Below are 21,998 nucleotides of genomic sequence, written 5' to 3' on the forward strand. Positions count from 1 at the left end.
TATAATATAAATATAGATATAAGCCATGAAACTGAATGATTTGGTCATTTTGGGTGTGGCGGTGACGACGGCCGCCAGTTGTGCGCCCACCAAGAACGAATATGCTTCCTACGAACTTTATCCAGTGCGTTCGGGCAGCTTGGCCGAGATGGAGTATGCCCCCGACGGTATCCGCTTCTCCCTTTGGGCACCGACGGCCGATGAAGTGCGCCTCATGCTCTACAACGAGGGTGAGGGCGGACATGCCTACCGCACCGTTGCCATGGAGGCGGGTGAGGAAGGCGTGTGGCACACCACTGTCTCCGAGGATCTGCTGGGCAAGTTCTATACCTTCAATGTCAAGATAGACGACCGCTGGCTGGGCGATACGCCCGGCATCTTTGCCAAGGCCGTCGGTGTGAACGGCCAGCGTGCCGCCGTCATCGACCTCCGCACTACCGATCCCGAAGGTTGGGCCGACGACCGCCGTCCGCCTCTCCGTTCGGCCGCCGACGTGGTGATTTACGAGATGCACCACCGCGACTTCTCCGTGTCGCCCGCCTCGGGTATTGAGCACAAGGGCAAGTTCCTGGCCCTGACTGAAGAGGGCACCCGCTCGCCCGAAGGCCTGGCCACGGGCATCGACCACCTGCGTGAGCTGGGCGTGACGCACGTCCACCTGCTGCCCTCGTACGACTATGCTTCGGTCGACGAAACCCGCCTCGACGACAACCAGTACAACTGGGGCTACGACCCGCAGAACTATAACGTGCCCGACGGCTCCTATTCGACCGACCCCTACCGCCCCGACGTGCGCATCCGCGAGTTCAAGCAGATGGTGCAGGCGCTTCACAAGGCCGGCATCCGTGTCATCCTTGATGTGGTCTATAACCATACGTTCAACATCGAGGGCAGCAACTTCGAGCGCACCGCCCCCGGTTACTTCTACCGCCAGCGCCCCGACGGCACCTATGCCGACGCCTCGGCCTGCGGCAACGAGACGGCCAGCGACCGCCCCATGATGCGCAAGTACATCATTGAGTCCGTGCTCCACTGGGCGCGCGAGTACCACATCGACGGCTTCCGCTTCGACCTGATGGGCATCCACGACATCGAGACCATGAACCAGGTGCGTGCCGCCCTGACGGCCGTCGACCCCTCCATCATCGTCTACGGCGAGGGATGGGCCGCCCAGGCACCCCAGCTTCCACAAGACTCGCTGGCCATGAAGGCCAACACCTACCGCATGCCGGGCATTGCCGCCTTCAGCGACGAGATGCGCGACGCCCTCCGCGGCCCCTTCAACGACAACAAGCAGGGAGCCTTCCTGGCAGGCCTGCCGGGCGGTGAGGAGAGCATCAAGTTTGGCATCGTGGGTGCCGTGCAGCATCCGCAGGTGTGCAACGACTCCGTCAACTACAGCCAGGCGCCCTGGGCGGCCGAACCTGTGCAGATGATCAGCTACGTGTCGTGCCACGACGACATGTGCCTCGTCGACCGCCTGCGTGCCAGCATCCCCGGCATCAAGGACGACGAGGTGGCCCGCCTCGACAAGCTGGCCCAGACGGCCGTCTTCACCTCGCAGGGCATCCCCTTTATCTATGCCGGCGAGGAGGTGATGCGCGACAAGAAGGGAGTGCACAACAGCTACCAGAGTCCCGACTCCATCAACGCCATCGACTGGAGCCGCAAGGCCCTGCATGCCGACGTCTTTGCCTACTACAAGGGCCTGATACAGTTGCGCAAGAACCATCCGGCATTCCGTCTGGGTTCGGCCGAGCTGGTGCGCCGCCATCTGGAGTTCCTGCCTGTCGAGGGCAAGAACCTCGTGGCCTGGCGCCTGAAGGAACATGCCGGCGGCGACAAGTGGGAAGACATCGTGGTGGTGCTCAACTCGCGCCGCGAGCCTGCCCGTGTGACTGTGCCTCAGGGCAACTACACCGTGGTGTGCCGTGACGGCTTCATCAACGAAGGCGGCCTGGCCAAGGTGTCGGGTACCGAGCTTGTGGTACCTGCCCAGTCGGCCCTCATCGCCTGGAAATAATTCTCAATTATCCATTCTCACTTTTTCAATTAAAAAAGAAGTGTTCAAGTTCAGCAACAAGAAATTATGGCTGGTAGCCCTGCCCCTGTTTGCGGCGGCAGTGGCTGCCCTGCTCTTCCTGCCCACCTATCGGGCAGGGGAGGGCGACCTCGACGAAGTGGCCGTCACTGATTCGGCCGACGTGCAGGAAATGGTCTACGAATATGGCATTCCCGCCGACCGCTACTGCGTGCAGTACGGCATCGTGCAGCCCAGCCAGAGCCTGGGCTCCATTCTGGGCGAGCACGGCGTGTCTACGGGCACGGTACACCGCTTGGGCGAGAAGGCTCGCGGCGTGTTCGACGTGCGCCGCATCCGTAGCGGGCAGGCCTATGCCCTGTTCTTCAGCAAGCGCGACAGCCTGGCGCCCCCGCGCTTCTTCGTCTACGAGGAAGACCCCAAGTCGTACGTCGTCTTCGACCTGCGCGGCGACCTGGCCGTGAGCCGTGGCGAGAACCCCGCCGAGTGGCGCACGCAGACGGTCTGCGGACGGGTAGAATCGTCGCTCTGGGTGGCTATGCAAGGCTGCAACACGTCGCCCCTGCTGGCCGTCACCCTGTCGCACATCTTCGGGTGGACCATCGACTTCTTCGGCCTGCAGAAGGAAGACGAGTTCCGCGTCATCTACGAGCAGGAGTATGTGGACGGCAAGGCGCTCGACAACTTCCACGTCCTGGCCGCCTCGTTCCGCGCCTCGGACAGCACCTATTATGCCATCCCCTTCGTGCAGGACGGCGAGGAGCTCTACTACAACGAGCGGGGCAACAGCCTCGAGGGCGCTTTCCTGAAGGCGCCGCTCGACTTCTACCGCATCTCCTCGCGCTTCACCGGCAGCCGCTATCACCCCGTGCTGAAGCGCTACCGTGCCCACCACGGTGTGGACTACGCCGCCCCCACAGGCACTCCCGTCTATGCCATCGGAAGCGGCAAGGTCATCGCCAAGGCCTATCAGGCGGGCGGCGGAGGCAACTACGTGAAGATACGCCACAACAGCACCTACACCACCACCTACATGCACCTGTCGCGTTTTGCCAAGGGGCTGAAGGTGGGCGACGCGGTGAAGCAGAAGCAAGTCATCGGCTACGTGGGGTCTACTGGCCTCTCTACGGGACCCCACCTCGACTTCCGCGTCTATGAGAACGGGCGCCCCGTCAACCCGCTCACTATCAAGTCGCAACCCAAGAAACCCATCGCTCCAACCCACCGTGTGGCCTTCGGCCAGCTGTGCGATTCGTTGGTGAAGCGGCTCGCGACCCTCGCTCCCTCCGCTGAACCGGCCGGCACTGACAAAGATACCGTTTCCGTGGTCGGCGGGCAAAAATAGGGTATTGATATTCGGTGAAAATCTGTTAACGGGACGGGAATCTGATGTTAATTAAACTAATGCATTGATTTCCTGATAGGAAAGCACCGCTTTTGCATGTGCAGGGCGGTGCTTTTCTTATTCGTGCGCGGCGCGCGGTTCCCCATGTTTTATTATGCGCTTTGCTGGCGGTCGTTTTTTGAGGATTTTGCAGGATGGATTTTGTGTGCCTACTGAACTTTGGAAAAGACACATGAGGCGTGACGTGTGACAATTGTGACAAATGACAATTAGCAAAACTGTCACGCCAAAATGCGGAAAAGAAAATTAATACTATATATATTATATATAAATATATAATATATATAGTATTAAAATATTTAACACTTTCTTCCGGGTTCAGTCAAAAAGTCGATTTTACTAATTGTCATTTGTCACAATTGTCACACTGTCACATTTTCGAATCCGATTTTTCGGCTCTTCATTCGTCCGCTTGCTGGAAACTATTTGTCGGACAAGGACAACATCGTAAGTGAAAATGTCGTATCTTCGCACCGTGAACGCAACAGAATGATATGGAAACGAACGGACAACAAACAATATGCCTCACCGCCGGCGTAGCCCGCCTGCCGCAGGTGAGGCTGGCCGAAGCGGCTACGGTGACGCTTGGCGCAGACGAACACATCGCCATCATGGGCCCCAACGGCGCGGGCAAAACGCTGCTGGCCGACCTGCTGACGGGCAAATATCCGCTGGGCGAGGGTACGCTGGTGTACGATTTCCATCCTTCGGCTTCGGCCTCGGCCTACGACAACATCCGCACCATCGCCTTCCGCGACACCTACGGGAGCGCCGATGCCAACTACTACTACCAGCAGCGCTGGAACGCCCACGACCAGGACGAGGCGCCCACCGTGCGCCAGCAGCTAGGCCCTGTAAGGGACGAGGAACGGCGCCGGCACCTCTTCGACCTCTTCGGGCTGGAGCCGCTCATGGACAAGAAAATCATCCTGCTGAGCAGCGGCGAGCTGCGCAAGTTCCAGCTGGCCAAGGCCTTGCTCACCCAGCCCCGCGTGCTGGTGATGGACAACCCCTTTATTGGCCTCGACGCCGACACGCGCCGGCTGCTGGCCGACCTGCTGGAGCGTATCGCCCGCACGGGCACTGTACAGCTGGTGCTGGTACTCTCGATGCTCGACGACGTGCCCCCGTTCATCACCCACGTGGTGCCCGTGGAGGGGCGGCGCGTGGGCCGCAAGCAGACGAGGGACGAGTATCTGGCCGCCTTCCGCCGGGCCGACGCGGCACAGGCTGAGAAGTTCCGACCGGCGCTCGACGCCCTGCAACGGCGCGTCCTCGACCTGCCCTACACGCACGCCAACTACGACTCGGCCGAGGTGGTGCGCCTCAACGGCGTGAGCATCCGCTACGGCGACCGTACCATCCTGCGCGACCTCGACTGGACGGTGCGCCGCGGCGAGAAGTGGGCCCTGAGCGGCGAGAACGGGGCGGGCAAGTCCACCCTGCTGAGCCTCGTCTGCGCCGACAATCCCCAGTCGTATGCCTGCGACATCCGCCTCTTCGGACGCAAGCGCGGCTCGGGCGAGAGCATCTGGGAAATCAAGAAGCACATCGGCTACGTCAGCCCCGAGATGCACCGCGCCTACCTGAAGAACCTGCCCGCGGTGGAGATTGTGGCCAGCGGCCTGCACGACAGCATCGGCCTCTACAAGCGTCCGCGCCCCGAGGAGCTGGACGTGTGCGCGGAGTGGATGGACATCTTCGGCGTGGGCAGCCTGCGCGACCGTCCCTTCCTCCAGCTGAGCAGCGGCGAGCAGCGCCTGTGCCTGCTGGCGCGCGCCTTCGTCAAGGACCCCGAACTGCTCATCCTGGACGAACCCCTGCACGGCCTCGACACGTACAACCGCCGCCGCGTGAAGGCTGTCATCGAGGCCTTCTGCCGCCGCCGCGACAAGACGCTCGTCATGGTGACCCACTATGCCGAAGAGCTGCCTGCCACCATCACCCACCGCCTGTTCCTGAAGAAAGTACGTGCGGAAGAGGGGGCAGATGTCTCTGCAATCGGCTGTAACTTAGTGTATTAAGTAATTTTCACAATCGGGCGCGCGTGATTCCATCCCTTGTGGCGTGCCTGCGTTTGGCGGTTTCGGCGGAAACGACTATTTTTGTAGCCGTCACCCCGTAACCCCAAAACGAAGAAAAGCAATGAAGGAACGTCTCATCGGCCTGGTCAGGACCTACGTGTTGTTTGTCGTCCTGTTTGTAGTACAGAAACCGCTGTTCATGGCAGTGTATGCACGGCTCTATGCCGACGTGGCCTGGACCGACTGGTTGCGGGTCATGTGGCACGGCCTGCCGCTCGACCTCTCACTGGCGGGCTACCTCTCGGCTCTGCCCGGCCTGCTTTTCATCGCCTCCGTCTGGACGCTGGGACGGGGACTGCACCGCGTGTGGTGCGGCTACTTCGGCTTCGTGGCGGTGCTGATGTCTGTCATCGCGGTGACCGACGCGGCTCTCTATGCCTACTGGGGCTTCCGGCTGGACGCCACCCCGCTGTTCTACTTCTTCTCTTCGCCACGCGACGCCATGGCCAGCGTCAGTGTGTGGACGGTGGCAGGCGGCGTGCTGGCCATGCTGGCCTATGCGGCGGTGCTCTACGGCATCTTCCATGCCGTGCTTCTGCGGCGACGTTCGCTGCTGGGCATGAAGCTGCCCTACCGGCGGCTCACGGTGTCGGCAGTGTTGCTCGTGGCCACGGGGCTGCTCTTCATCCCCATCCGCGGGGGCTTCACCGTGTCCACCATGAACACGGGCAAGGTCTACTTCAGCAACAACCAGCGGCTCAACCATGCCGCCATCAACCCCGCCTTCAGCCTCATGGAGTCGCTCTCCAAGCAGAAGGATTTCGGCGCCCAGTACCGCTACCTCGAGCCGGCCGAGGCCGACCGCCGCTTCCAGTCGATGCTCGACCCCCAGGTGCTGGCCCTGCGTGCGGGCGTACCTGCCGATTCACTCCCCGCCATGCGCCCCGACTCGGCCGGCGTGCTGCTCCGCACGGAGCGCCCCGACGTGGTGCTGGTCATCCTCGAGAGCTTCTCCTCGCACCTCATGGCTTCGCTGGGCGGACGGGCGGACGTGGCCGTGAACCTCGACTCGCTGGCCGCTACGGGCGTGCTCTTCACCCGCCTGCATGCCAACAGCTTCCGCACCGACCGCGGGCTGGTGTCCATCCTGAGCGGCTATCCCGCCCAGCCCACAACGAGCCTCATGAAATATCCGCGCAAGTCGCAACAGGTGCCTGCGCTGGCCGGTGCCCTGCGGCAGGCGGGCTATGACGCGAAATACTACTACGGCGGCGATGCCGATTTCACCAACATGCGCTCCTACCTGATGTCGTCGGGCTTCAGTTCGATTGTGGCCGACAGGGACTTCCCCCTGACCGACCGCCTGAGCAAGTGGGGCGTGCACGACCACCTCGTGTTCCGCCGCCTGCTGGACGACCTGCAGGCCGACACCACCCGGGCGCCCCTCTTCCGCGTGCTCCAGACGTCGAGCAGCCACGAGCCCTTCGAGGTGCCCTACCGCCGCCTGGCCAATGACCGCCTCAACGCCTTTGCCTATACGGACAGCTGCGTGGGCGACTTCGTGCGCCGCTTCCGTGAGTCGCCCCGCTGGGAGCGCACGCTTCTCGTCTTCGTGCCCGACCATCTGGGCGCCTGGCCCGAGGACGTGGACAACCTCTCGTTCGACCGCTACCGCATCCCCCTGCTGCTGGCCGGAGGTGCCGTGAAGGGGCCGCGACGCATCGATGTCTGCGGTTCGCAACAGGACCTGGCCGCCACCCTGCTGGCCCAGCTGGGCTTGCCCCACGGCCAGTTCACCTTCAGCAAGGACCTGATGAACCCCGCCGCCCCCCACTTTGCCTTCTTCACCTTCCCCGACGCCTTCGGGCTCCAATGGGACGACGGGCAGGTGGTGTTCGACAACCAGGCCGGCCGCCTTGTCTCCAGCCAGGGCACGGAGGCCGACGAGATGCTCCGCTCGGGCAAGGCCTACTTGCAGAAGCTCTACGACGACCTGGCGCGCCTGTGATGGATAAAGTCTCCTGATTTCTTGATACACACTTAAAAAACATACGATTGTGACCGAATTCCTTTCATCCCTCATCGAGGCCGACAATGCCTGCCTCCTGGCCATCAACGGATGGCATGCCCCCTGGGCAGACACGTTCATGTACGCCTTCAGCGGCAAGTGGATATGGATACCCCTGTATGCTTCGCTGCTCTACGTCATCGGGCGCAACCTGCGCTGGCAGGTGGCCGTGGGGTGTGCGGTGGCCATCGCGCTCACCATCGTCTTTGCCGACCAGGTGGGGGCTTCGCTCATCCGCCCCGAAGTGGCCCGCTTGCGCCCGTCCAATCTGGAGAACCCGCTCTCGGCCATGGTTCACATCGTCAACGGCTATCGGGGCGGTAGCTATGGCTTCCCTTCGTGTCATGCGGCCAATACCTTCGGCCTGGCCTTCTTTATCCTTTACCTGTTCCGCAACCGCTTGCTCTCGACCTTCATCCTGGCGTGGGCACTGGTGACGTGCTACTCGCGTGCCTACCTGGGCGTACACTATCCGGGCGACCTGCTGGCGGGTGCCGTGCTGGGCTTCGTGGGGGCAAGTCTCTGCTACGGGCTTTTCCAGAAGATTTGCAGGTACAAGCGTCCTGAGCATCCGCGCCAGTTGTGGGTGCCGGTGGCCGTGGGGGGCGTCACGGTTGTGGGGATGCTGGTATACTCCTTCGTATAGATTTCTTCCTTTCAAAACTGATATCCCACTTTGACGGACAGTTCGCGGGGCCGGATGCGTAGCCAGTCGGTGCGACTCTGTGTGGCCGTGTACGTGGTGTAGGCATAAGTCTTTTTGTTGAACAGGTTGTTGAGGCAGGCCTCCACCCGCCAGCGGTCGTGCTTCCATGTGAGCGAGGCATCGGCCAGGAGGACGTTCAGATGCGTGCCGTCGGCCAAGGCGTTGCGGTAGTGCTCGCCGCCCAGTTGTACGTCTACCTGCCCGATGGTCAGGATGAGGCGCAGGCGTTGCGTCATGTTCAGCAGGGGAGGGAGGTGTGTGTCGCTCCCGATGCGGGTGGCGCTGCATGACAGGGTGGCGTGATAGTCGGCCTCCAGCCACGTCAGGGGCGACCAGTTGAGCTTGGGCTCGGCCGTGAGGAGGTCGTAGCGATAGTCCTGTAGCAGAGCGGGCGACGCGGCGGTGTGTGTCAGCTGGTGGCCGTAGTGGCGCGTCAGTTGCAGGTCGAGCGAGGCCTTGAGCCGCCAGTCGAAGACGCCTTTGGAGAGGGAGGTTCTCAGTGTCCAGGTGTCCGTCCGGTTCTTCAGGGCGCGCCGCGTCAGGGCTAGGGTGTCTTCCGAGAGGTATTGCTCGTCCAGCGTGGCATGCCGTCCATGGCTGTAGGTCAGGGTAAGCGTGGCGAAAAATTCGGTTACCGTATTCTTGTATTCGGCGTAGAGCTGCCCCGTGGCGGTGGTGCTGAGGGGCATCAGGCCGGCGGTAGAGGTCAGCGTGCGGTAGTCGGTGCGGCGCAGGTAGGGGCAGAGGTCGAGTGCCTGCCCCGCCTGCCGGTCGAGTCCGCCATAAAGAGAGAATTTCCAGTGATAGTCGTGCCGGTAGCGCAGGTAGAGGTTGGGGCGGTAGAGCAGGTACGACCGCCGTGCCCCGAGGTAGTGCGTCCATTCGACAGGCACCTCTACCGAGGCGAACAGCCGTCCGCTTTCCCATTGGAGCTGGGGTGTGAGGTCGGCCCCGAGGTGCGAGGCGTCGTAGGTGCGGACAGCAGCGGGCGACTCCAGCCGATAGCGGGCCCACTCGGCCGTGAGGCCTGCCTCCAGGCGGCGGCTGAAGCCGTTGCGCTTGCGCAGGTAGCTGGCCGTGTGGCGGGTGTGGAGGCTCCGCTGGGCGTAGTCGTCGCGCTCCGTGGTCAGGGTCAGGACGGAGGGAAGCAGGGACATCTGTACGTCCGAGGTCAGTTCCCATGTACGCTCGCCTCGATTCTTCAGGTAGTTCAGGTAGTTGCGGGCCTGTAGGGTGGAGGTCTCGATGCCCTGTCCCAACTGGGAGGCGTGGCTGCGGTTGCGGGCGGCGTCCAGCTCCAGGCGTTCGGTCAGGTAGTGCGTCGGGCTGTTATCCTCGTAGGCCAGGGCCGCGTGCAGGGCGTCGGTGCGCAGGCGGTAGTCGGCTTCTTCCGACAGGCTGACGGTATCATTTGCCTGATAGTAAGTCTGCGTGTTACCCCGCTCCTGGTGGACGAAGTCGTGGGTATAGTCGGCCTGTACGCGCAGGGTGCGTTCGTCGTTGCGGCGGTACATGCGGTTGGCGTTGGCCGTCCAGGTTTCGTTGAACAACGTGCGGCGGGTGTCCAGCGGAGCGCTGAAGGCCGGCAGGTCGAGTAGTGAGGGGAGTGTGGCGGCTTCGGGTACATTGGTGGCCAGGAGGGTTTGTTCGTTGCTCAGGTCGCGCCCTGTGTTATTGGTCTTCAGAGCGAAGATGCTCTGTCGTCCGCGTCCCAGTTGCAGGGCGCTCAGGGTGCCTTCCCACAAGGGGGCGAGACGTCCGTCGGCGTCTTCGGTCAGTCCGCCACCTGCTTCGAGGTAGGGAAACCACTGGTCGCGCGCCTTCTCGTCCAGCCGCAGGTTCAGGGCCACCTGTTCGGAGTCAATCTTCCCCTTCAGGGCACGAACGGACTGGTAGTTCTCCATCAGCTCGGCCGACTTCACCGCCCGTGCGTCCAGGTTGTTGTTCACCTGGTTGTAGCGTCCGCCCGTCACGTCCATGCCCTCCACGAGGAAGTGGTCGATGGGCTTGCCTTTGTAGGTCACGGTACCGTTTTCCTCGACGTCGATGCCCGGCAAGCGCTTCAGCACGTCGCGGATGCGGGTGTCCTTCTCCGTGATGAAGTCGGCCAGGTTGTAGCGCACGGTGTCGCGCCGACTGCTGATGCGTCCGGGACGTATCTCTACCTCGCGGAGCACGATGCTCTCGGTGCGCAGGGCGAAGTCCAGCCGGCTGCCTTTGCTGACGTCGCGCGTCTGTCGTCCGTAGCCCAGCATCGAGGCGCTGACTTGCAGGGTACCCTTGTGGCGCCAGGGCAGGGAGTAGCGTCCGTCGGCATCGGTCATGGTATAGTCGATGGTCATACTATCACGCAGCACGCTCACCATCACCGCCTCGAGCGGGCGGGAGGTTTCGGCGTCGGTCACGCGGCCTTGGAGCACGTCTTGTGCCCACAGAGGCCGCGCCAGGCCGAACGCCAGTGTCAGAGTGAGAGAGAATATGAGTATCTTCATCGGTGGCCTCCTTTACCGTTCGATGGGATTGTAGGGCATGTCCTTGGGGTTCTTGGTGTTGTTGCCGTGGTTGTCCCGGACGGTAATCTTCACGTTGGGCATGATGCCGGTGATGAAGCCCACGGGGTCGGCGGCGAAGCGCTTCTGCATCTTGTCGTACTGCTTGCGGTCAACCGGCTGGTAGTCCTTGCCGCCAAAGAGGATGGGCTCCGTGCCGTGGCTCTGCTCCAGGCCGTCGGCCATGAAGCGGTAGTGGCCCTCGTCGTCTTCAGCTTTCAGAATCAGGCCCGGCAGGCCGCAGAGCTTCCACGGACCTTCGCTCACGGGGACGTCCGTCGTGTACCAGGCCGACCATTGCCGACCCTTGAACTGCGTCTTGGCGCGTGTACAACGGTAGCCCAGCAGGGTCAGTGTGTCCTGCGTCAGCGTCCATCGGGGCTTCTCCGCGGGCTCCTCGCAACGCAGGCGGCAGATGTCGCCCGCCAGCTCGTCCAGCGTTGTCACCCGCCCGGCGGGATAGTTCTTGAAAGTCTGTTCGCTCCACTGGCTTTGGTACTGGTTGGCGTGCTGGGCTATCAGCTCGGAGGAAGCACCGTTGGCCATGTCGGCAGCCAGTACGGAGTCGGCCACGAAGGCCGTGTAGCTGTAGAAGCGCGACGCCTGCCGCCCGATGTCCAGCCGCAGGGTTTCCTGCATCCGTGCGTCGGGTTTGCTGAGGTCGGTCAGGGCATCCAGCCCGTATTGCACGGTCAGCACCTTGTGGTCGATGGTGTCCTTGCGGAAGGTTTGTCCCGTGGAAATCTTGATGTTCATCTGTGCTTGGGCAGCCGTGGCGGCGAGGCTCAGGGCGAGGAGAAGAATGTGTCTGGTTTTCATGTCTGTAATGGTTTAGAGGGTGAAACATTCGGTTCGTTTTCCTGCCACGAAGATAGGCGGAAGGGGCGGAAGCGGGCGCAGGAAGTTATTACGGAAATATTACGGCAGCGGAAATATCGGCCTCGCGCGAACCTTGTGTACGGGCGAAAGGCTTATCTTTGCCTGCGGAAAAAACGAGTGAACAATGGAACGACGCATCAAGATTATCTGGCTGCTCTCCCTGACCTCCATGCTCCTCATCGGAGCGGGGCAGGGCTACTGGTTGTGGAGCCACTATCAATATACCAACGAGGCCTACGGACGCGAAGTGCTGCGACAGGTGTCCGAAGCCGTGGTGAGCTACAACACCCTGCGCTGGCAGGAACCCCGCCCCTTGGGCGAACAGAAGACCGTGCAGTGGTACAACACCAACGTCAACTGGGACGACCGTACCGACTCGCTGACGGGGCAGGAGAGCACGCGCATCTACCTGGTGCAGCGCCTGGGAGCGGAGGCGCAGGACACGCTGACGGACTTCACCCCGGCACAGACAGGGGCGGCAGGCGTGAATGTATCCCGCCTGCTGGCCGACAGTACCGTGCTCTGCACCGACTCGGTCGTCCTGATGGGCGACAAGCGGCAGTACGAACGCCTCAATATGATGTATTTGGCCGACCTGATGCGTCTGGAGTTGTCCCATCCGTTCGACCTCCATCCGTTCGACTCCATCGTAGCCGCCACCCTGCCGGACGTCACCTTCAGTACTCGCCTGAGCACTACCGCCGCCGACAGCCTCTATCAGTGGGAAGCCACCCTGCACTCCGGAGGCTCCCTGCTCCGGCCGCTGGCGCAGGTAGTCTATCCCTACAATCCCCTGAAGCGCCAGCTGGTCGAAGTCGATGTCCGCATCCCCTGCCACATGCTGCTGCTCCGCATGGGTGGCCAGCTGGCGGGCAGCCTGCTGATGATAGCCTTGCTGGCCGTGTGCCTGCTCTTCCAGATCAAGACCATCCTGAAGCAACGGCGGGTGGACGAGATGCGCCGTAGCTTCGTGAGTACTATGATACACGAACTGAAGCGTCCCGTACAGACGTTGAAGATGTGCCTGGCCTACCTGTCCGACCCTTCCCTCCGTGCCGACACGAAGGCTACCGATGCGGTGGTGGACGACTCCATCGTCGAGGTGGACAACCTCTCGGCCTACCTCCAGAAGCTGCGCGACATGACGCGGGCCGACGACGAGCGCACGCCGCTCAGCCTCCGCACCTTCGATTTCCGTCCGATGGCCGAGAAGACCCTCCGCCAGCTGCACATCCCCGACCACAAGCTTGTGACGTTCGAGACCCACTTCCCGACCTCGCTCCCCGTGACGGCCGACCCCATGCACCTTTGCAACATCCTGAGCAACCTGCTGGAGAATGCCGTGAAGTATTCGGGCGACTCCGTCCACATCACCGTCACCGGCACGCTGGACGGGCATCGCTTCGCCCTCACGGTGGCCGACAACGGCATCGGCATCCCGCCCGCCGAGCAGGCCCGTGTGTTCGACAAGTTCTACCGCAGCGCCAGCCTGCCCGACCGCTCCGTGCCCGGCATCGGCTTGGGCCTGAGCTACGTGAAGCTGCTCGTGGAAGCGCATGGCGGCACCGTCGGCCTCCGCAGCCAGCCGGGACAGGGGACAACGGTGACCGTCACTATACCTCAATGAATGGATGATTATGAAACCCTTGAAGATTCTTTTTGCCGACGACGACCTGAAATATTCCCTGCTCCTGAAACGTTTCTTGGAGCAGGAAGGTTATGAAGTGACCTACGTAGGAAACGGCCGCATGGCCGTGGAGCAGTTCCCCCTGGTCAGGCCCGACCTGGTGCTGCTCGACATCAACATGCCCGAATTGAACGGCTTCGAAGTGGCGGCCCGCATCCGCGAGGCGGACAAGCACGTCCTCCTCTTCTTCCTCTCCGACCGCAGCGACAAGGCCGACCGCCTGCAGGGCTTCAGCCTCCGCGCCAACGACTACCTGGCCAAGCCTTTCTACCCCGAAGAGCTCATTGCCCGCATCCGCGAGCGCTTTGCCCTCCAGCTGGAGGAGACGGTGGAGGAGGAGACCTACCGCTTCGGCAACACCGTGTTCAGCTACAACACCAACGAGCTCCGCACGGCCAGCAGCAAGGTGCTCATCACTTCGCGCCAGGCGGACATCCTCCGCCTGCTGGCCCTGAATGTCAATCAGGCCGTCTCCCGCGACCGCCTGCTCGAAGCCGTGTGGGGAGCGGCTTCCTATGCCAACTCCCTGGCCCTGAACGTGCAGATCACCTACTTGCGCAAGGCGTTGAAGAACGACCCGTCGGTCAGGATTGAGTCGCTCATGAAGAAGGGGTATGTGCTGCGGGGATAGCTTATTGGATGGGTGTATGGGTTGCCATGGTTGACTCATGGCCTGTGCCGTCGCGGCGTGTTGGACATGGGTTTACGCCCTGGTGTGACTGGCTTATAGCCTCTATTAATAGTTCTTATTTCGTTCGAAATAACTTTCTATTTCGCTCGAAATAATTTTTTATGTCGCTCGAAATAATTTTTAATCTCGTTCGGAATATAAAGAGTTATCCGAGGGGATGGGGAGTGCGTTACGAAGGGATGGGGGAGTGCGTTGCGGTGCGGCAAGCATTCGGCAGGGCGGGGAAGATGTGGTATGGGAAGCTTGCTTGGGCGTCTTTTCCCACCTCGGCAGGGCGGGGTAAAAAAAGAGAGAGGATGCGCCACGTCTTGCGTGACACATCCTCTTTTACAAACCCTTGAATCACTGTCTTTCGAATCAGTACTTGAAGTCCGTGGCCTTGACGTAGGCGGCATAGTCCTTGATGAGGCCCGGCGCACCCTTCTCGGCGCGGGGCAGCATGCGGAAGCCGCTCACGTGGCAGTTCTTGCCCAGGTCGATGACCACCTGATGGGGGAAGGCCGTGTTGTCCACCGTCTGCCAGAAGGTGCTCTCCTGCAGGTCGAATATCTTGTCGGCCGTGCGGTTGCCGCTGCGCGTCTCTTCGCTGTCGGCGTAGACTATCTTCCAGTTCTCGCGCGGCAGGGGCTTGCCGTCGGCATCCAGCACGTCGAACTCGGCGATGGCGGCGATGTTGTTTCCGTCGTGGTTGGACGTGGCGTTCAGGCAGAAGTAGCGTCCCTGCACGGGGGCGGCAAACTTCACTTCCTGCCAGCCGTTGCCCGGCTTGAAGGTGCCCTTGTGGACGGGTGTCTCGGCGTTGAGCTTCAGCGTCTGACCGTCCTTGCGGTGCGTCTCGGGAGCCTGCTTGCGGAGCATGTCGAGGATGGGCTTCTCGAGGCCGGTTACCTTCGTTTCGGCGGGGCCTTTCAGGTCGAGGACGATGATTTCGTTTTCACCCTTCTTGAGCCAGCAGCCGGGCATGTAGAGCGTCTGCTGGGGACCGATTTCCCAGAAGCGGCCCATGGCGTGTCCGTTCACCCAAACCATGCCCTTGCCCCATGTCTGCATGTCGAGGAAGGTGTCGCCCGTCTTGTCCAGGCGGAAGGTGGCGCGGTAGTAGGCGGGGCCGTCCACGGCCTGCCCTTTCTGATAGTTCTTGTCGCTGACGAATTCGTAGAAGGGCGGCAGGTTATAGACCGACCAGTCTTTCAGCTCGGTGGCCTTTCCGTCGGTGATGACTTCCACCTTCTCGGTGATGCCCTTGCGGTCGTGGATGGACTTGTCGAAGTTCACGCGGCCCATGGCTTCCACGAGGATGTCCAGGCGGGTGCCCTTCTTCAGGGGCGACTTCAGCAGGAGGGTGAACTCGCCCTGACGGCGGTCGAGGCGTCCCAGCAGCCGGCCGTCGGCGAAGACCTGTGCCCAGTCGTGCATTTCGTCCAGGTGGAGGGTACCTGCGATGTCTTCCTTCAGCGTCGTGCGGTAGAGGATGCTGCCCCAGCCCTGGTCGAACTGCTCCATGGGCTTCACGCTCTCCGTCTGCTTGGGTTCGGGCAGGTTGTCGAAGAGGGGAGCTACCTCCCATTCGGTGATGGCCGGCACCTGGATGACGGGGAAGGCTTCGGGCGGCTCGGGCAGTGTCTGTCCGGCGGGCAGGTATTGTTGCAGCAGGTCGCGCAGCTGGTAGTATTTCGGCGTGAGCCAGCCGGCTTCGCTGATGGGTGCGTCGTAGTCGTAGGAGCTGCACATGGCCGAGTAGGCGGGGTTGTTGGCGCCTCCCCACCAGCCGAAGGTCGTGCCTCCGTGGGTCATGTAGAGGCTGAAGGAGATGTTGCGGTCGAGCATGTCCTTGATGCCGCTCACCATGGTGGCGGCGTCGCGCGTCTCGTGCTTGCGTCCCCAGTGGTCGAACCATCCGCTCCAGAATTCGCTGCACATGAGCGGCGTGTCGGGGCGTAGCTCCTTCAGTTTCTTGAATTGTTGTTCGATGTTGGCGCCGGTACCGAAGTTCACCGTCCAGAGCAGGTCGTCCAGCGCGTTGTTGGTGAAGTTCGAGCTCCAGTCGCACTGGAAGAGGGGTACGTCCGTAAAGCCCGCCTCGCGCACGATGTCGCGGATGGCCGATACGTAGGGCTTGTCGGTGCCGTAGGCGCCGAACTCATTCTCCACCTGCACCATGATGATGTTTCCGCCGCGGGTAATCTGCAGGTCGGCCAGCTGCTTGCCCACTTCCTTCATGAAGATGCCCACGCGCTCCATGTAGTAGGGGTCGAGCGTGCGGAGCTGTACGTCCTGCTTCTTCAGGAGCCACCAGGGCAGGCCGCCCATTTCCCATTCGGCGCATACGTAGGGGCCGGGACGCACGATGACGTACATGCCGTGCTTCTGCGCCAGACGGCAGAACTTGGCGATGTCCTTGTTGCCCGTGAAGTCGAACTTCCCTTCTTCCTGTTCGTGCAGGTTCCAGAAGACGTAGAGGCAGATGGTGTTCATGCCCAGTGCCTTGCACGACTCGATGCGCTGCTCCCAATAGGGTTCGGGGATGCGCGGATAGTGGATTTCGGCGGCTTTCACCACCATGGAATCTCCGTTCAGGAGAAACGTGCCCTTTCCTGCTCCGAACGTGCCTGTCGTCTTTGGCGAACACGACGCAAGGCCACCTGTCAGGCCTGCGGCCAGCAGAAGGGAGAGGGCGATGTTTGCTACTTTTCTCATGATATTGTTGAATATGATTAATAAATAAATGTAATGACGAATGCTTTATTGTATTACTTTGTTTTAGTTTTTTGTGGGTATGGATTCCGTCTTTTCTCTGTGCAGGCAAAGTTACATATAATACGTGAGATACCGAAAACAATCCGTTTGATAAATGAGTGCGTTTCAATAAATCAGCCTGAACTCGGCCCATACGGGCAGATGGTCGCTCACACCTCCCAGATAGCGCGGGCCGAGATAAGTGCGGAAAGGCTGTTGGCCGCCAAACTTCTTGTCGGGAACTAGCAGGAAGGGCAGGCGGGCTACGTCGGCATGGGCTTCGTCGGTAGAGATCGGGGCGGCGCGGTTCAGCAGGTTGCCCGAAACGATGAGATGGTCGAGCAATCCCCATTCTCCCTGATACTTGTAACTGCCGAAACTCCTCTCCCGGGCTTTGCGGGCCAGCAGGTGATATAGCCGGTCTTTGCGGCAAGGAGGCGCAGGAGGCCCGGCCTTCAGAATCTTTTGGATGGAGCGGTTGGTGGGATAGTCGTTGAAGTCGCCCATGATGAGCAGTTGGGGGTATTGACGGTGGGCGATGAGGCTGTCGGCCGTCTGCTTCAGCCGGCGGGCGGCCTGCAGGCGGTAGGGTTCACTTTCTTTGGCACCGCCCGAACGGGAAGGAAAGTGGGCTACCAATACGTCCAGTGTATCGCCGTTCAGCAGCTGTCCGCAGGCATGCAGGATGTCGCGGGTAGGGCGGTCGGAAGCACGGGGCTTTTCGACCGGAATGCTTTGGGCGGACAGAAGCTTGAAGAGGCCGCGCTGGTAGAGCAGGGCTACGTCGATGCCGCGCTCGTCCTGGGAACGGGTCATGACATACCGGTATCCGGCTTCGCGCAAGACGGAGTAGCGGGTCAGGTCGTGCACAACGCTGTCGTTCTCCACCTCACAAAGGGCTGCCAGGGCGGGTGGAGTCCATCCTCCTACCGCGATGAGCGTACGGCCGATGGCATCCAGTTTCTTCTTGTATTTGGTATAGTTCCAGTGTCGTGCGGCCTCCGGCAGGAATTCGTAGTCGTTTTTCAGCGAGTCGTGGCGGGGGTCAAACAGATTCTCCACATTGTAACTCACGACGCGGAAGGTCAGCGTATCTTTCTTCTGTGCCTGTACCGGGAGGGGGAGGAAAAACAATGCGGAGATACAGAAAACGAGAAAGGTCGCATGGCCTTTGACGTTGTTTCTGTATCTCCGCAAAAGTATGTTCATTGAACTTGCAGGTTGCTGGGGGTTACTTTACCGGTACGTTCTTTAGGATATCCAGCAGGTGATCCCAGAACTTCTGTACGGTAGGAATCAGCATGCGTTCGTCGGGCGAGTGTACACCTTGCAGGGTAGGGCCGAACGAAATCATGTCGAGCGACGGATACTTGTCGAGGAACAGTCCGCATTCCAGGCCGGCATGGATAGCCTTGACTTTGGCCTCTACACCGAACAGGCGCTTGTAGGAGGCGGTAGCCACTTCCAGAATTTCGGAGTGCGGATTGGGTTTCCAGCCCGGATAGCCGTCACCGAAAGTGACGTTGGCACCGGCCATCTCGAACACGGTGCGTACCATGTTGGCAATGTCCTGCTTGGACGAGGCGGTGGAGCTGCGCTGGCTGGTTTCGATGCGGATGATGTGGTTGGGCTTCATCTTGACGGAAGCCAGGTTGGTCGACGTTTCTACCAGCCCGGGAATATCCTGGCTCATGGCGAATACGCCGTGCGGGCAGGCATAGAGCGCTTGCAGGAGTCGGCGGGTTGTATCGCGGTCGATGGCTTTGGCTTGGAAATTCTCCGACTCCATCACCAGTTGCAGGTCGGGGTCGATGACATTGTATTCGGCCTGGACTTCGGAGGCGAAGACATTGAGGTCGGCACGCAGGGCATGCTTGTCGGCTTCGGGGATGGCGATGACGGCATGGGCTTCGCGGGCAATGGCGTTGCGCAGGTTTCCTCCGTCTATCTCGCACAGATACATGTCATATTTGGCTGCTGCCTGGCTCAGGAAGCGGGTCAGTATTTTATTGGCGTTGCCCAGTCCCAGGTGGATGTCTCCGCCCGAGTGGCCGCCCTTCAATCCTTTTACCTGAATCTTGCAACAGAAATAGCCGGCAGGAACGTCCGTTTCCTGATAAGAGAATTCGGCTACCGAGTCTACTCCTCCCGCACAGCCGATGAAGAGTTCGCCTTCGTCTTCCGAGTCGAGGTTCAGCAGGATGTCGCCGTTCATAAATCCTTCTTTCAGGGCAAAGGCACCGGTCAGTCCTGTCTCTTCGTCGATGGTGAACAGACATTCCAGCGGGCCGTGCTCAATGGTATCGTCTGCCAGGATGGCCAGTTCGGTGGCTACACCGATACCGTTGTCGGCTCCCAGCGTCGTTCCCTGAGCTTTCAGCCATTCGCCGTCGATGACGGTCTGGATGGGGTCGGTCATGAAATCGTGTTGTACGTCATTGTTCTTTTCGCAGACCATGTCGACGTGCGATTGCAGCACCACGGTCTTGCGGTTTTCCATGCCGGGGGTGGCAGCTTTTTTTATCAGGACGTTGCCCACTTCATCCGAGAGGGTTTCCAGCTGATGTTTCTTGCCGAACTCCTTCAGATAGGCAACAATCTTTTCCTCGTGTTTGGAGGGACGCGGTACTTGGCAGATTTCCTCAAAATAGTGGAATACGCCGGTAGGTTTCAATTCTTTCTTTTCCATATAATATAACTTTGTATGAAATACAGCTCTACGGCCTTGCGGCACTTTTTTCAATCAAGAGGCTTCTGGCTCGGATATTGTATTGCTAAATATGGTTAAATTGATAACCATTTGCCTACCCCATCTTCTTTTTTTCAGGTAAAAACGGTGGCATAGTCCTTGCAAAGCCCTATATTTGCACCCACAAAATTAATGGAAATGCTCGAGACTATACTGATAACTTTGTTAATAGTTGCTATTTGCATACTCTTATTGGGTGTAAAGGTCTTTTTTGTAAAAGGAGGCAAGTTCCCCAACGGGCATGTCAGCGGCAACAAAGCCCTTCGGAAGAAAGGTATCGGGTGTGTGCAGTCGCAAGACAGGGCTGCGCAGAAGAAGCCTCGTTTCTCCATTGATGAACTGGAAAAAGCCTTAAATGAAAGTGCTAACTAATTAATTCTAAAAATAATATTTTACTCAAGATTATGAAGAGATTGAATTACCTCCTGAAGGGTTTTGCTGCTTTGGCCCTTGTCGTTTTGTTTTCCCAATGCGCCGGCAATACAAACAATCCATCGGTAAGCGCTCCTGCCCAGGCTGGCCTGTCAGGCATGAAGATTGCTTATGTAGAGATAGACACGCTGTTGGCTAAATACTATTTCTGTATCGATCTGAACGAAGCCATGGTAAAGAAGAGCGAGAATGTTCGTCTGACGCTGAACCAGAAGGCTACGGAACTGGAGAAACAGAAACAGGAATTCCAGACTAAAGTTCAGAACAACGCTTATCTTTCACCTGAAAGAACCCAGTCGGAATACAATCGTATTGTCAAACTGGAGCAGGACTTGCAGGCATTGAGCAACAAATTGCAGGCTGAGCTGATGAGCGAGAACGAAAAGAACAGCCTCCAGTTGCGCGACTCCATCAATTCTTTCTTGAAGGAATATAACAAGACGAAAGGCTATAGCTTGATTATCAGCAATACAGGTTTCGACAATCTGCTGTATGCCGACAGTGCTTACAACATTACCAAGGAAATTCTGGATGGCCTGAATGCACGCTATTCTTCACCGGCCAAGAAATAAGACATTTCGATAAAACGAGCATAACGGGAAAGGGGCGGCCCAAGTTTGGAGCCGCCCCTTTTCTGTAGGCAGGTATGACCAGATCAGATGTCTTCCTCCGGTTCTTCGTCTTTGGTGACCAGAAGCTTGTCCACACGCCCGCGGTCCATATCGACAATTTCGAAGTGCAGATTCTTGTAGGTAAAGAGGTCACCGGCCTTTGGTACACGACCCACGAGGAACATGGCCAGTCCGCTCAGAGTGGTGAAGTCTTCTTCTTTCAGGTCATCGTAGTCCAAGATGCCCATAGCGTCCATAAAGTCGTCCAGTGTCATGGAGGCTTCTACCAGTAACGATCCGTCCTGGCGTGTCACGATATCCTGTTCCTCTGTTTCGTTCTCCTCCAGAATGTCTCCGAAGATGCTCTCGGTCAGGTCGTGCAGGGTGATGATACCTTGCATATTGCCATATTCGTCGACGACCACACCAAACTTGTTTTTGTTCTTTTTGAAGATTTCCAGTACCTTTTTGGCATAAAGGCTCTCGGGGATGAACTGTGCGGGGCGGGCGATGCTGCGCAGGTCGAAAGTATGTTCTGTGTTGCCCATCATCAGGATAATGTCTTTTACGGATACGACTCCAATGATGTCTTCCATACCTTTATCAGTCAGCAGATATTTGCTGAAGTGCTGTTCGCGGATGGTTTTCAGTACCTGTTCGGGCGTGTCTGTCGGATGCAGCACGACGATGTCGCGCCGATAAGTCATCAGGTCGTTGGCCCGTTTGTCCGAGAAGCGGAACACGTCTTTCAGCATTTCGGTTTCATCCTTGTCGATGATACCCTGCTCGGAGCTTTGGTGCAAGATCATCTTCAGTTCGTCCTGGGTCATTTGCCGCTCTTCGCTGTTTTCCATGCCGATAAGGCGGTTGGTCAGTCGGGTGGAGGCACTGAGCAGGCAGACGAACGGATAGGAAACCTTACTGAGCACAATCATGAAGGGGCTGAGGCGGGTGGCCCATTTTTCGGGATTGTTCATGGCGATGGTCTTGGGAACCAATTCACCAATGATCAATGACAGATAAGTAATGACAGCTACGGTGGTTATCATCGCCAGGTTTGCGGCGTAGGCTTCCGCGCCGGGTATCATGGCAAACAGCGGAACGAGGTCGTCGGCGATGTTGGCTCCACCGTATGCACCCGATACGATACCGATGAGCGTGATGCCTATCTGAATAGTGGAGAGAAATTTTTCGGGTTCTTCCAGTTGTTTCAGTACCCCTTTGGCCCGTTTGTTGCCTTTGCTTACGAGTGTTTCCAGACGGGCTTTGCTGGAAGAGACAAGTGCGATTTCATACATGGCAAAAATGCCGTTCAATACCAATAAAAGTAGAATAATAAAAAATTCCATATAATAGTTGAAGTGTTTCTGCTACAAACATAGTAAATTTGACGCAAATAATTCATTTTTTATTTTAGAAC

General features: G+C 59.3%; 16 protein-coding genes. 9 read left to right on the plus strand and 7 right to left on the minus strand.

All coding sequences use genetic code 11. The annotated features are described in order from the left end of the window. Positions 1 to 25: 25 nt before the first annotated feature. The 5 genes from pulA to RDO88_RS01630 all read left to right on the plus strand — a co-directional run bounded on the left by pulA (position 26) and on the right by RDO88_RS01630 (position 8,184). Positions 26 to 2,023, plus strand: coding sequence for a type I pullulanase (gene pulA / locus RDO88_RS01610; RefSeq protein WP_307757697.1), 1,998 nt, complete (start codon positions 26 to 28; stop codon positions 2,021 to 2,023). A gap of 40 nt (positions 2,024 to 2,063) precedes the next feature. Further along, positions 2,064 to 3,386 carry a peptidoglycan DD-metalloendopeptidase family protein gene (locus RDO88_RS01615; RefSeq protein ID WP_307757698.1) on the plus strand — a complete coding sequence of 441 codons (1,323 nt, stop codon included), beginning with the start codon at positions 2,064 to 2,066 and terminating at the stop codon, positions 3,384 to 3,386. A 554-nt stretch (positions 3,387 to 3,940) separates the two neighbouring features. After that, positions 3,941 to 5,470, plus strand: a complete 1,530-nt coding sequence (locus RDO88_RS01620; RefSeq protein WP_307757699.1) for an ATP-binding cassette domain-containing protein — start codon at positions 3,941 to 3,943, stop codon at positions 5,468 to 5,470. A gap of 121 nt (positions 5,471 to 5,591) precedes the next feature. After that, on the plus strand, positions 5,592 to 7,478 hold the full coding sequence (locus tag RDO88_RS01625; protein ID WP_307757700.1) for a sulfatase-like hydrolase/transferase: 1,887 nt from the start codon (positions 5,592 to 5,594) through the stop codon (positions 7,476 to 7,478). A gap of 46 nt (positions 7,479 to 7,524) precedes the next feature. Beyond that, entirely contained in the window at positions 7,525 to 8,184 is a 660-nt protein-coding gene (locus tag RDO88_RS01630) for a phosphatase PAP2 family protein (protein WP_307757843.1), read from the plus strand. 11 nt (positions 8,185 to 8,195) lie between these two features. Here RDO88_RS01630 and RDO88_RS01635 read toward each other — a convergent pair whose 3' ends face one another. Continuing rightward, positions 8,196 to 10,736, minus strand: a complete 2,541-nt coding sequence (locus RDO88_RS01635; RefSeq protein ID WP_307757701.1) for a carboxypeptidase regulatory-like domain-containing protein — start codon at positions 10,734 to 10,736, stop codon at positions 8,196 to 8,198. A 12-nt stretch (positions 10,737 to 10,748) separates the two neighbouring features. Next, the gene (locus RDO88_RS01640) at positions 10,749 to 11,612 is read right to left on the minus strand and encodes a GLPGLI family protein (RefSeq protein ID WP_307757702.1); all 864 of its coding nucleotides are present in this window, start codon (positions 11,610 to 11,612) and stop codon (positions 10,749 to 10,751) included. 184 nt (positions 11,613 to 11,796) lie between these two features. On the opposite strand from RDO88_RS01640, the gene RDO88_RS01645 reads away from it, so the two are divergent. Further along, positions 11,797 to 13,299, plus strand: coding sequence for an ATP-binding protein (locus RDO88_RS01645; protein ID WP_307757703.1), 1,503 nt, complete (start codon positions 11,797 to 11,799; stop codon positions 13,297 to 13,299). Between the two features lie 10 nt (positions 13,300 to 13,309). Beyond that, positions 13,310 to 13,990, plus strand: coding sequence for a response regulator transcription factor (locus RDO88_RS01650; RefSeq protein WP_022021177.1), 681 nt, complete (start codon positions 13,310 to 13,312; stop codon positions 13,988 to 13,990). 229 nt (positions 13,991 to 14,219) lie between these two features. Here the strand turns inward: RDO88_RS01650 and RDO88_RS01655 are convergent, their stop codons facing one another. The 4 genes from RDO88_RS01655 to RDO88_RS01670 form a co-directional block, all read right to left on the minus strand. Then, positions 14,220 to 14,396 carry a hypothetical protein gene (locus tag RDO88_RS01655; RefSeq protein WP_307757704.1) on the minus strand — a complete coding sequence of 59 codons (177 nt, stop codon included), beginning with the start codon at positions 14,394 to 14,396 and terminating at the stop codon, positions 14,220 to 14,222. A gap of 11 nt (positions 14,397 to 14,407) precedes the next feature. Then, entirely contained in the window at positions 14,408 to 16,747 is a 2,340-nt protein-coding gene (locus RDO88_RS01660; protein ID WP_307757705.1) for a beta-galactosidase, read from the minus strand. A gap of 165 nt (positions 16,748 to 16,912) precedes the next feature. Continuing rightward, entirely contained in the window at positions 16,913 to 17,995 is a 1,083-nt protein-coding gene (locus tag RDO88_RS01665; RefSeq protein WP_307757706.1) for an endonuclease/exonuclease/phosphatase family protein, read from the minus strand. A 22-nt stretch (positions 17,996 to 18,017) separates the two neighbouring features. Then, positions 18,018 to 19,475 carry a beta-Ala-His dipeptidase gene (locus RDO88_RS01670; RefSeq protein WP_307757707.1) on the minus strand — a complete coding sequence of 486 codons (1,458 nt, stop codon included), beginning with the start codon at positions 19,473 to 19,475 and terminating at the stop codon, positions 18,018 to 18,020. 198 nt (positions 19,476 to 19,673) lie between these two features. Between RDO88_RS01670 and RDO88_RS01675 the strand changes: the two genes are divergently transcribed. Then, a complete protein-coding gene (locus RDO88_RS01675; RefSeq protein ID WP_307757708.1) occupies positions 19,674 to 19,907 on the plus strand; it encodes a hypothetical protein in 234 nt (77 codons plus the stop codon). A gap of 32 nt (positions 19,908 to 19,939) precedes the next feature. Further along, on the plus strand, positions 19,940 to 20,539 hold the full coding sequence (locus tag RDO88_RS01680; RefSeq protein ID WP_307757709.1) for an OmpH family outer membrane protein: 600 nt from the start codon (positions 19,940 to 19,942) through the stop codon (positions 20,537 to 20,539). Between the two features lie 83 nt (positions 20,540 to 20,622). Here the strand turns inward: RDO88_RS01680 and RDO88_RS01685 are convergent, their stop codons facing one another. Then, the gene (locus tag RDO88_RS01685) at positions 20,623 to 21,927 is read right to left on the minus strand and encodes a CNNM domain-containing protein (RefSeq protein ID WP_307757710.1); all 1,305 of its coding nucleotides are present in this window, start codon (positions 21,925 to 21,927) and stop codon (positions 20,623 to 20,625) included. Positions 21,928 to 21,998: the final 71 nt, after the last annotated feature.

This window comes from uncultured Mediterranea sp. (assembly GCF_902493215.1).
Classification (GTDB): domain Bacteria; phylum Bacteroidota; class Bacteroidia; order Bacteroidales; family Bacteroidaceae; genus Bacteroides.

Bases quoted from the DNA above. Each gene is read 5' to 3' on its own strand.
- pulA (WP_307757697.1), top strand. From the start codon at position 26: ATGAAACTGAATGATTTGGTCATTTTGGGTGTGGCGGTGACGACGGCC.
- RDO88_RS01620 (WP_307757699.1), top strand. From the start codon at position 3,941: ATGGAAACGAACGGACAACAAACAATATGCCTCACCGCCGGCGTAGCC.
- RDO88_RS01625 (WP_307757700.1), top strand. From the start codon at position 5,592: ATGAAGGAACGTCTCATCGGCCTGGTCAGGACCTACGTGTTGTTTGTC.
- RDO88_RS01635 (WP_307757701.1), bottom strand. From the start codon at position 10,736: ATGAAGATACTCATATTCTCTCTCACTCTGACACTGGCGTTCGGCCTG.
- RDO88_RS01640 (WP_307757702.1), bottom strand. From the start codon at position 11,612: ATGAAAACCAGACACATTCTTCTCCTCGCCCTGAGCCTCGCCGCCACG.
- RDO88_RS01645 (WP_307757703.1), top strand. From the start codon at position 11,797: ATGGAACGACGCATCAAGATTATCTGGCTGCTCTCCCTGACCTCCATG.
- RDO88_RS01650 (WP_022021177.1), top strand. From the start codon at position 13,310: ATGAAACCCTTGAAGATTCTTTTTGCCGACGACGACCTGAAATATTCC.
- RDO88_RS01660 (WP_307757705.1), bottom strand. From the start codon at position 16,747: ATGAGAAAAGTAGCAAACATCGCCCTCTCCCTTCTGCTGGCCGCAGGC.
- RDO88_RS01665 (WP_307757706.1), bottom strand. From the start codon at position 17,995: ATGAACATACTTTTGCGGAGATACAGAAACAACGTCAAAGGCCATGCG.
- RDO88_RS01670 (WP_307757707.1), bottom strand. From the start codon at position 19,475: ATGGAAAAGAAAGAATTGAAACCTACCGGCGTATTCCACTATTTTGAG.
- RDO88_RS01675 (WP_307757708.1), top strand. From the start codon at position 19,674: ATGCTCGAGACTATACTGATAACTTTGTTAATAGTTGCTATTTGCATA.
- RDO88_RS01680 (WP_307757709.1), top strand. From the start codon at position 19,940: ATGAAGAGATTGAATTACCTCCTGAAGGGTTTTGCTGCTTTGGCCCTT.
- RDO88_RS01685 (WP_307757710.1), bottom strand. From the start codon at position 21,927: ATGGAATTTTTTATTATTCTACTTTTATTGGTATTGAACGGCATTTTT.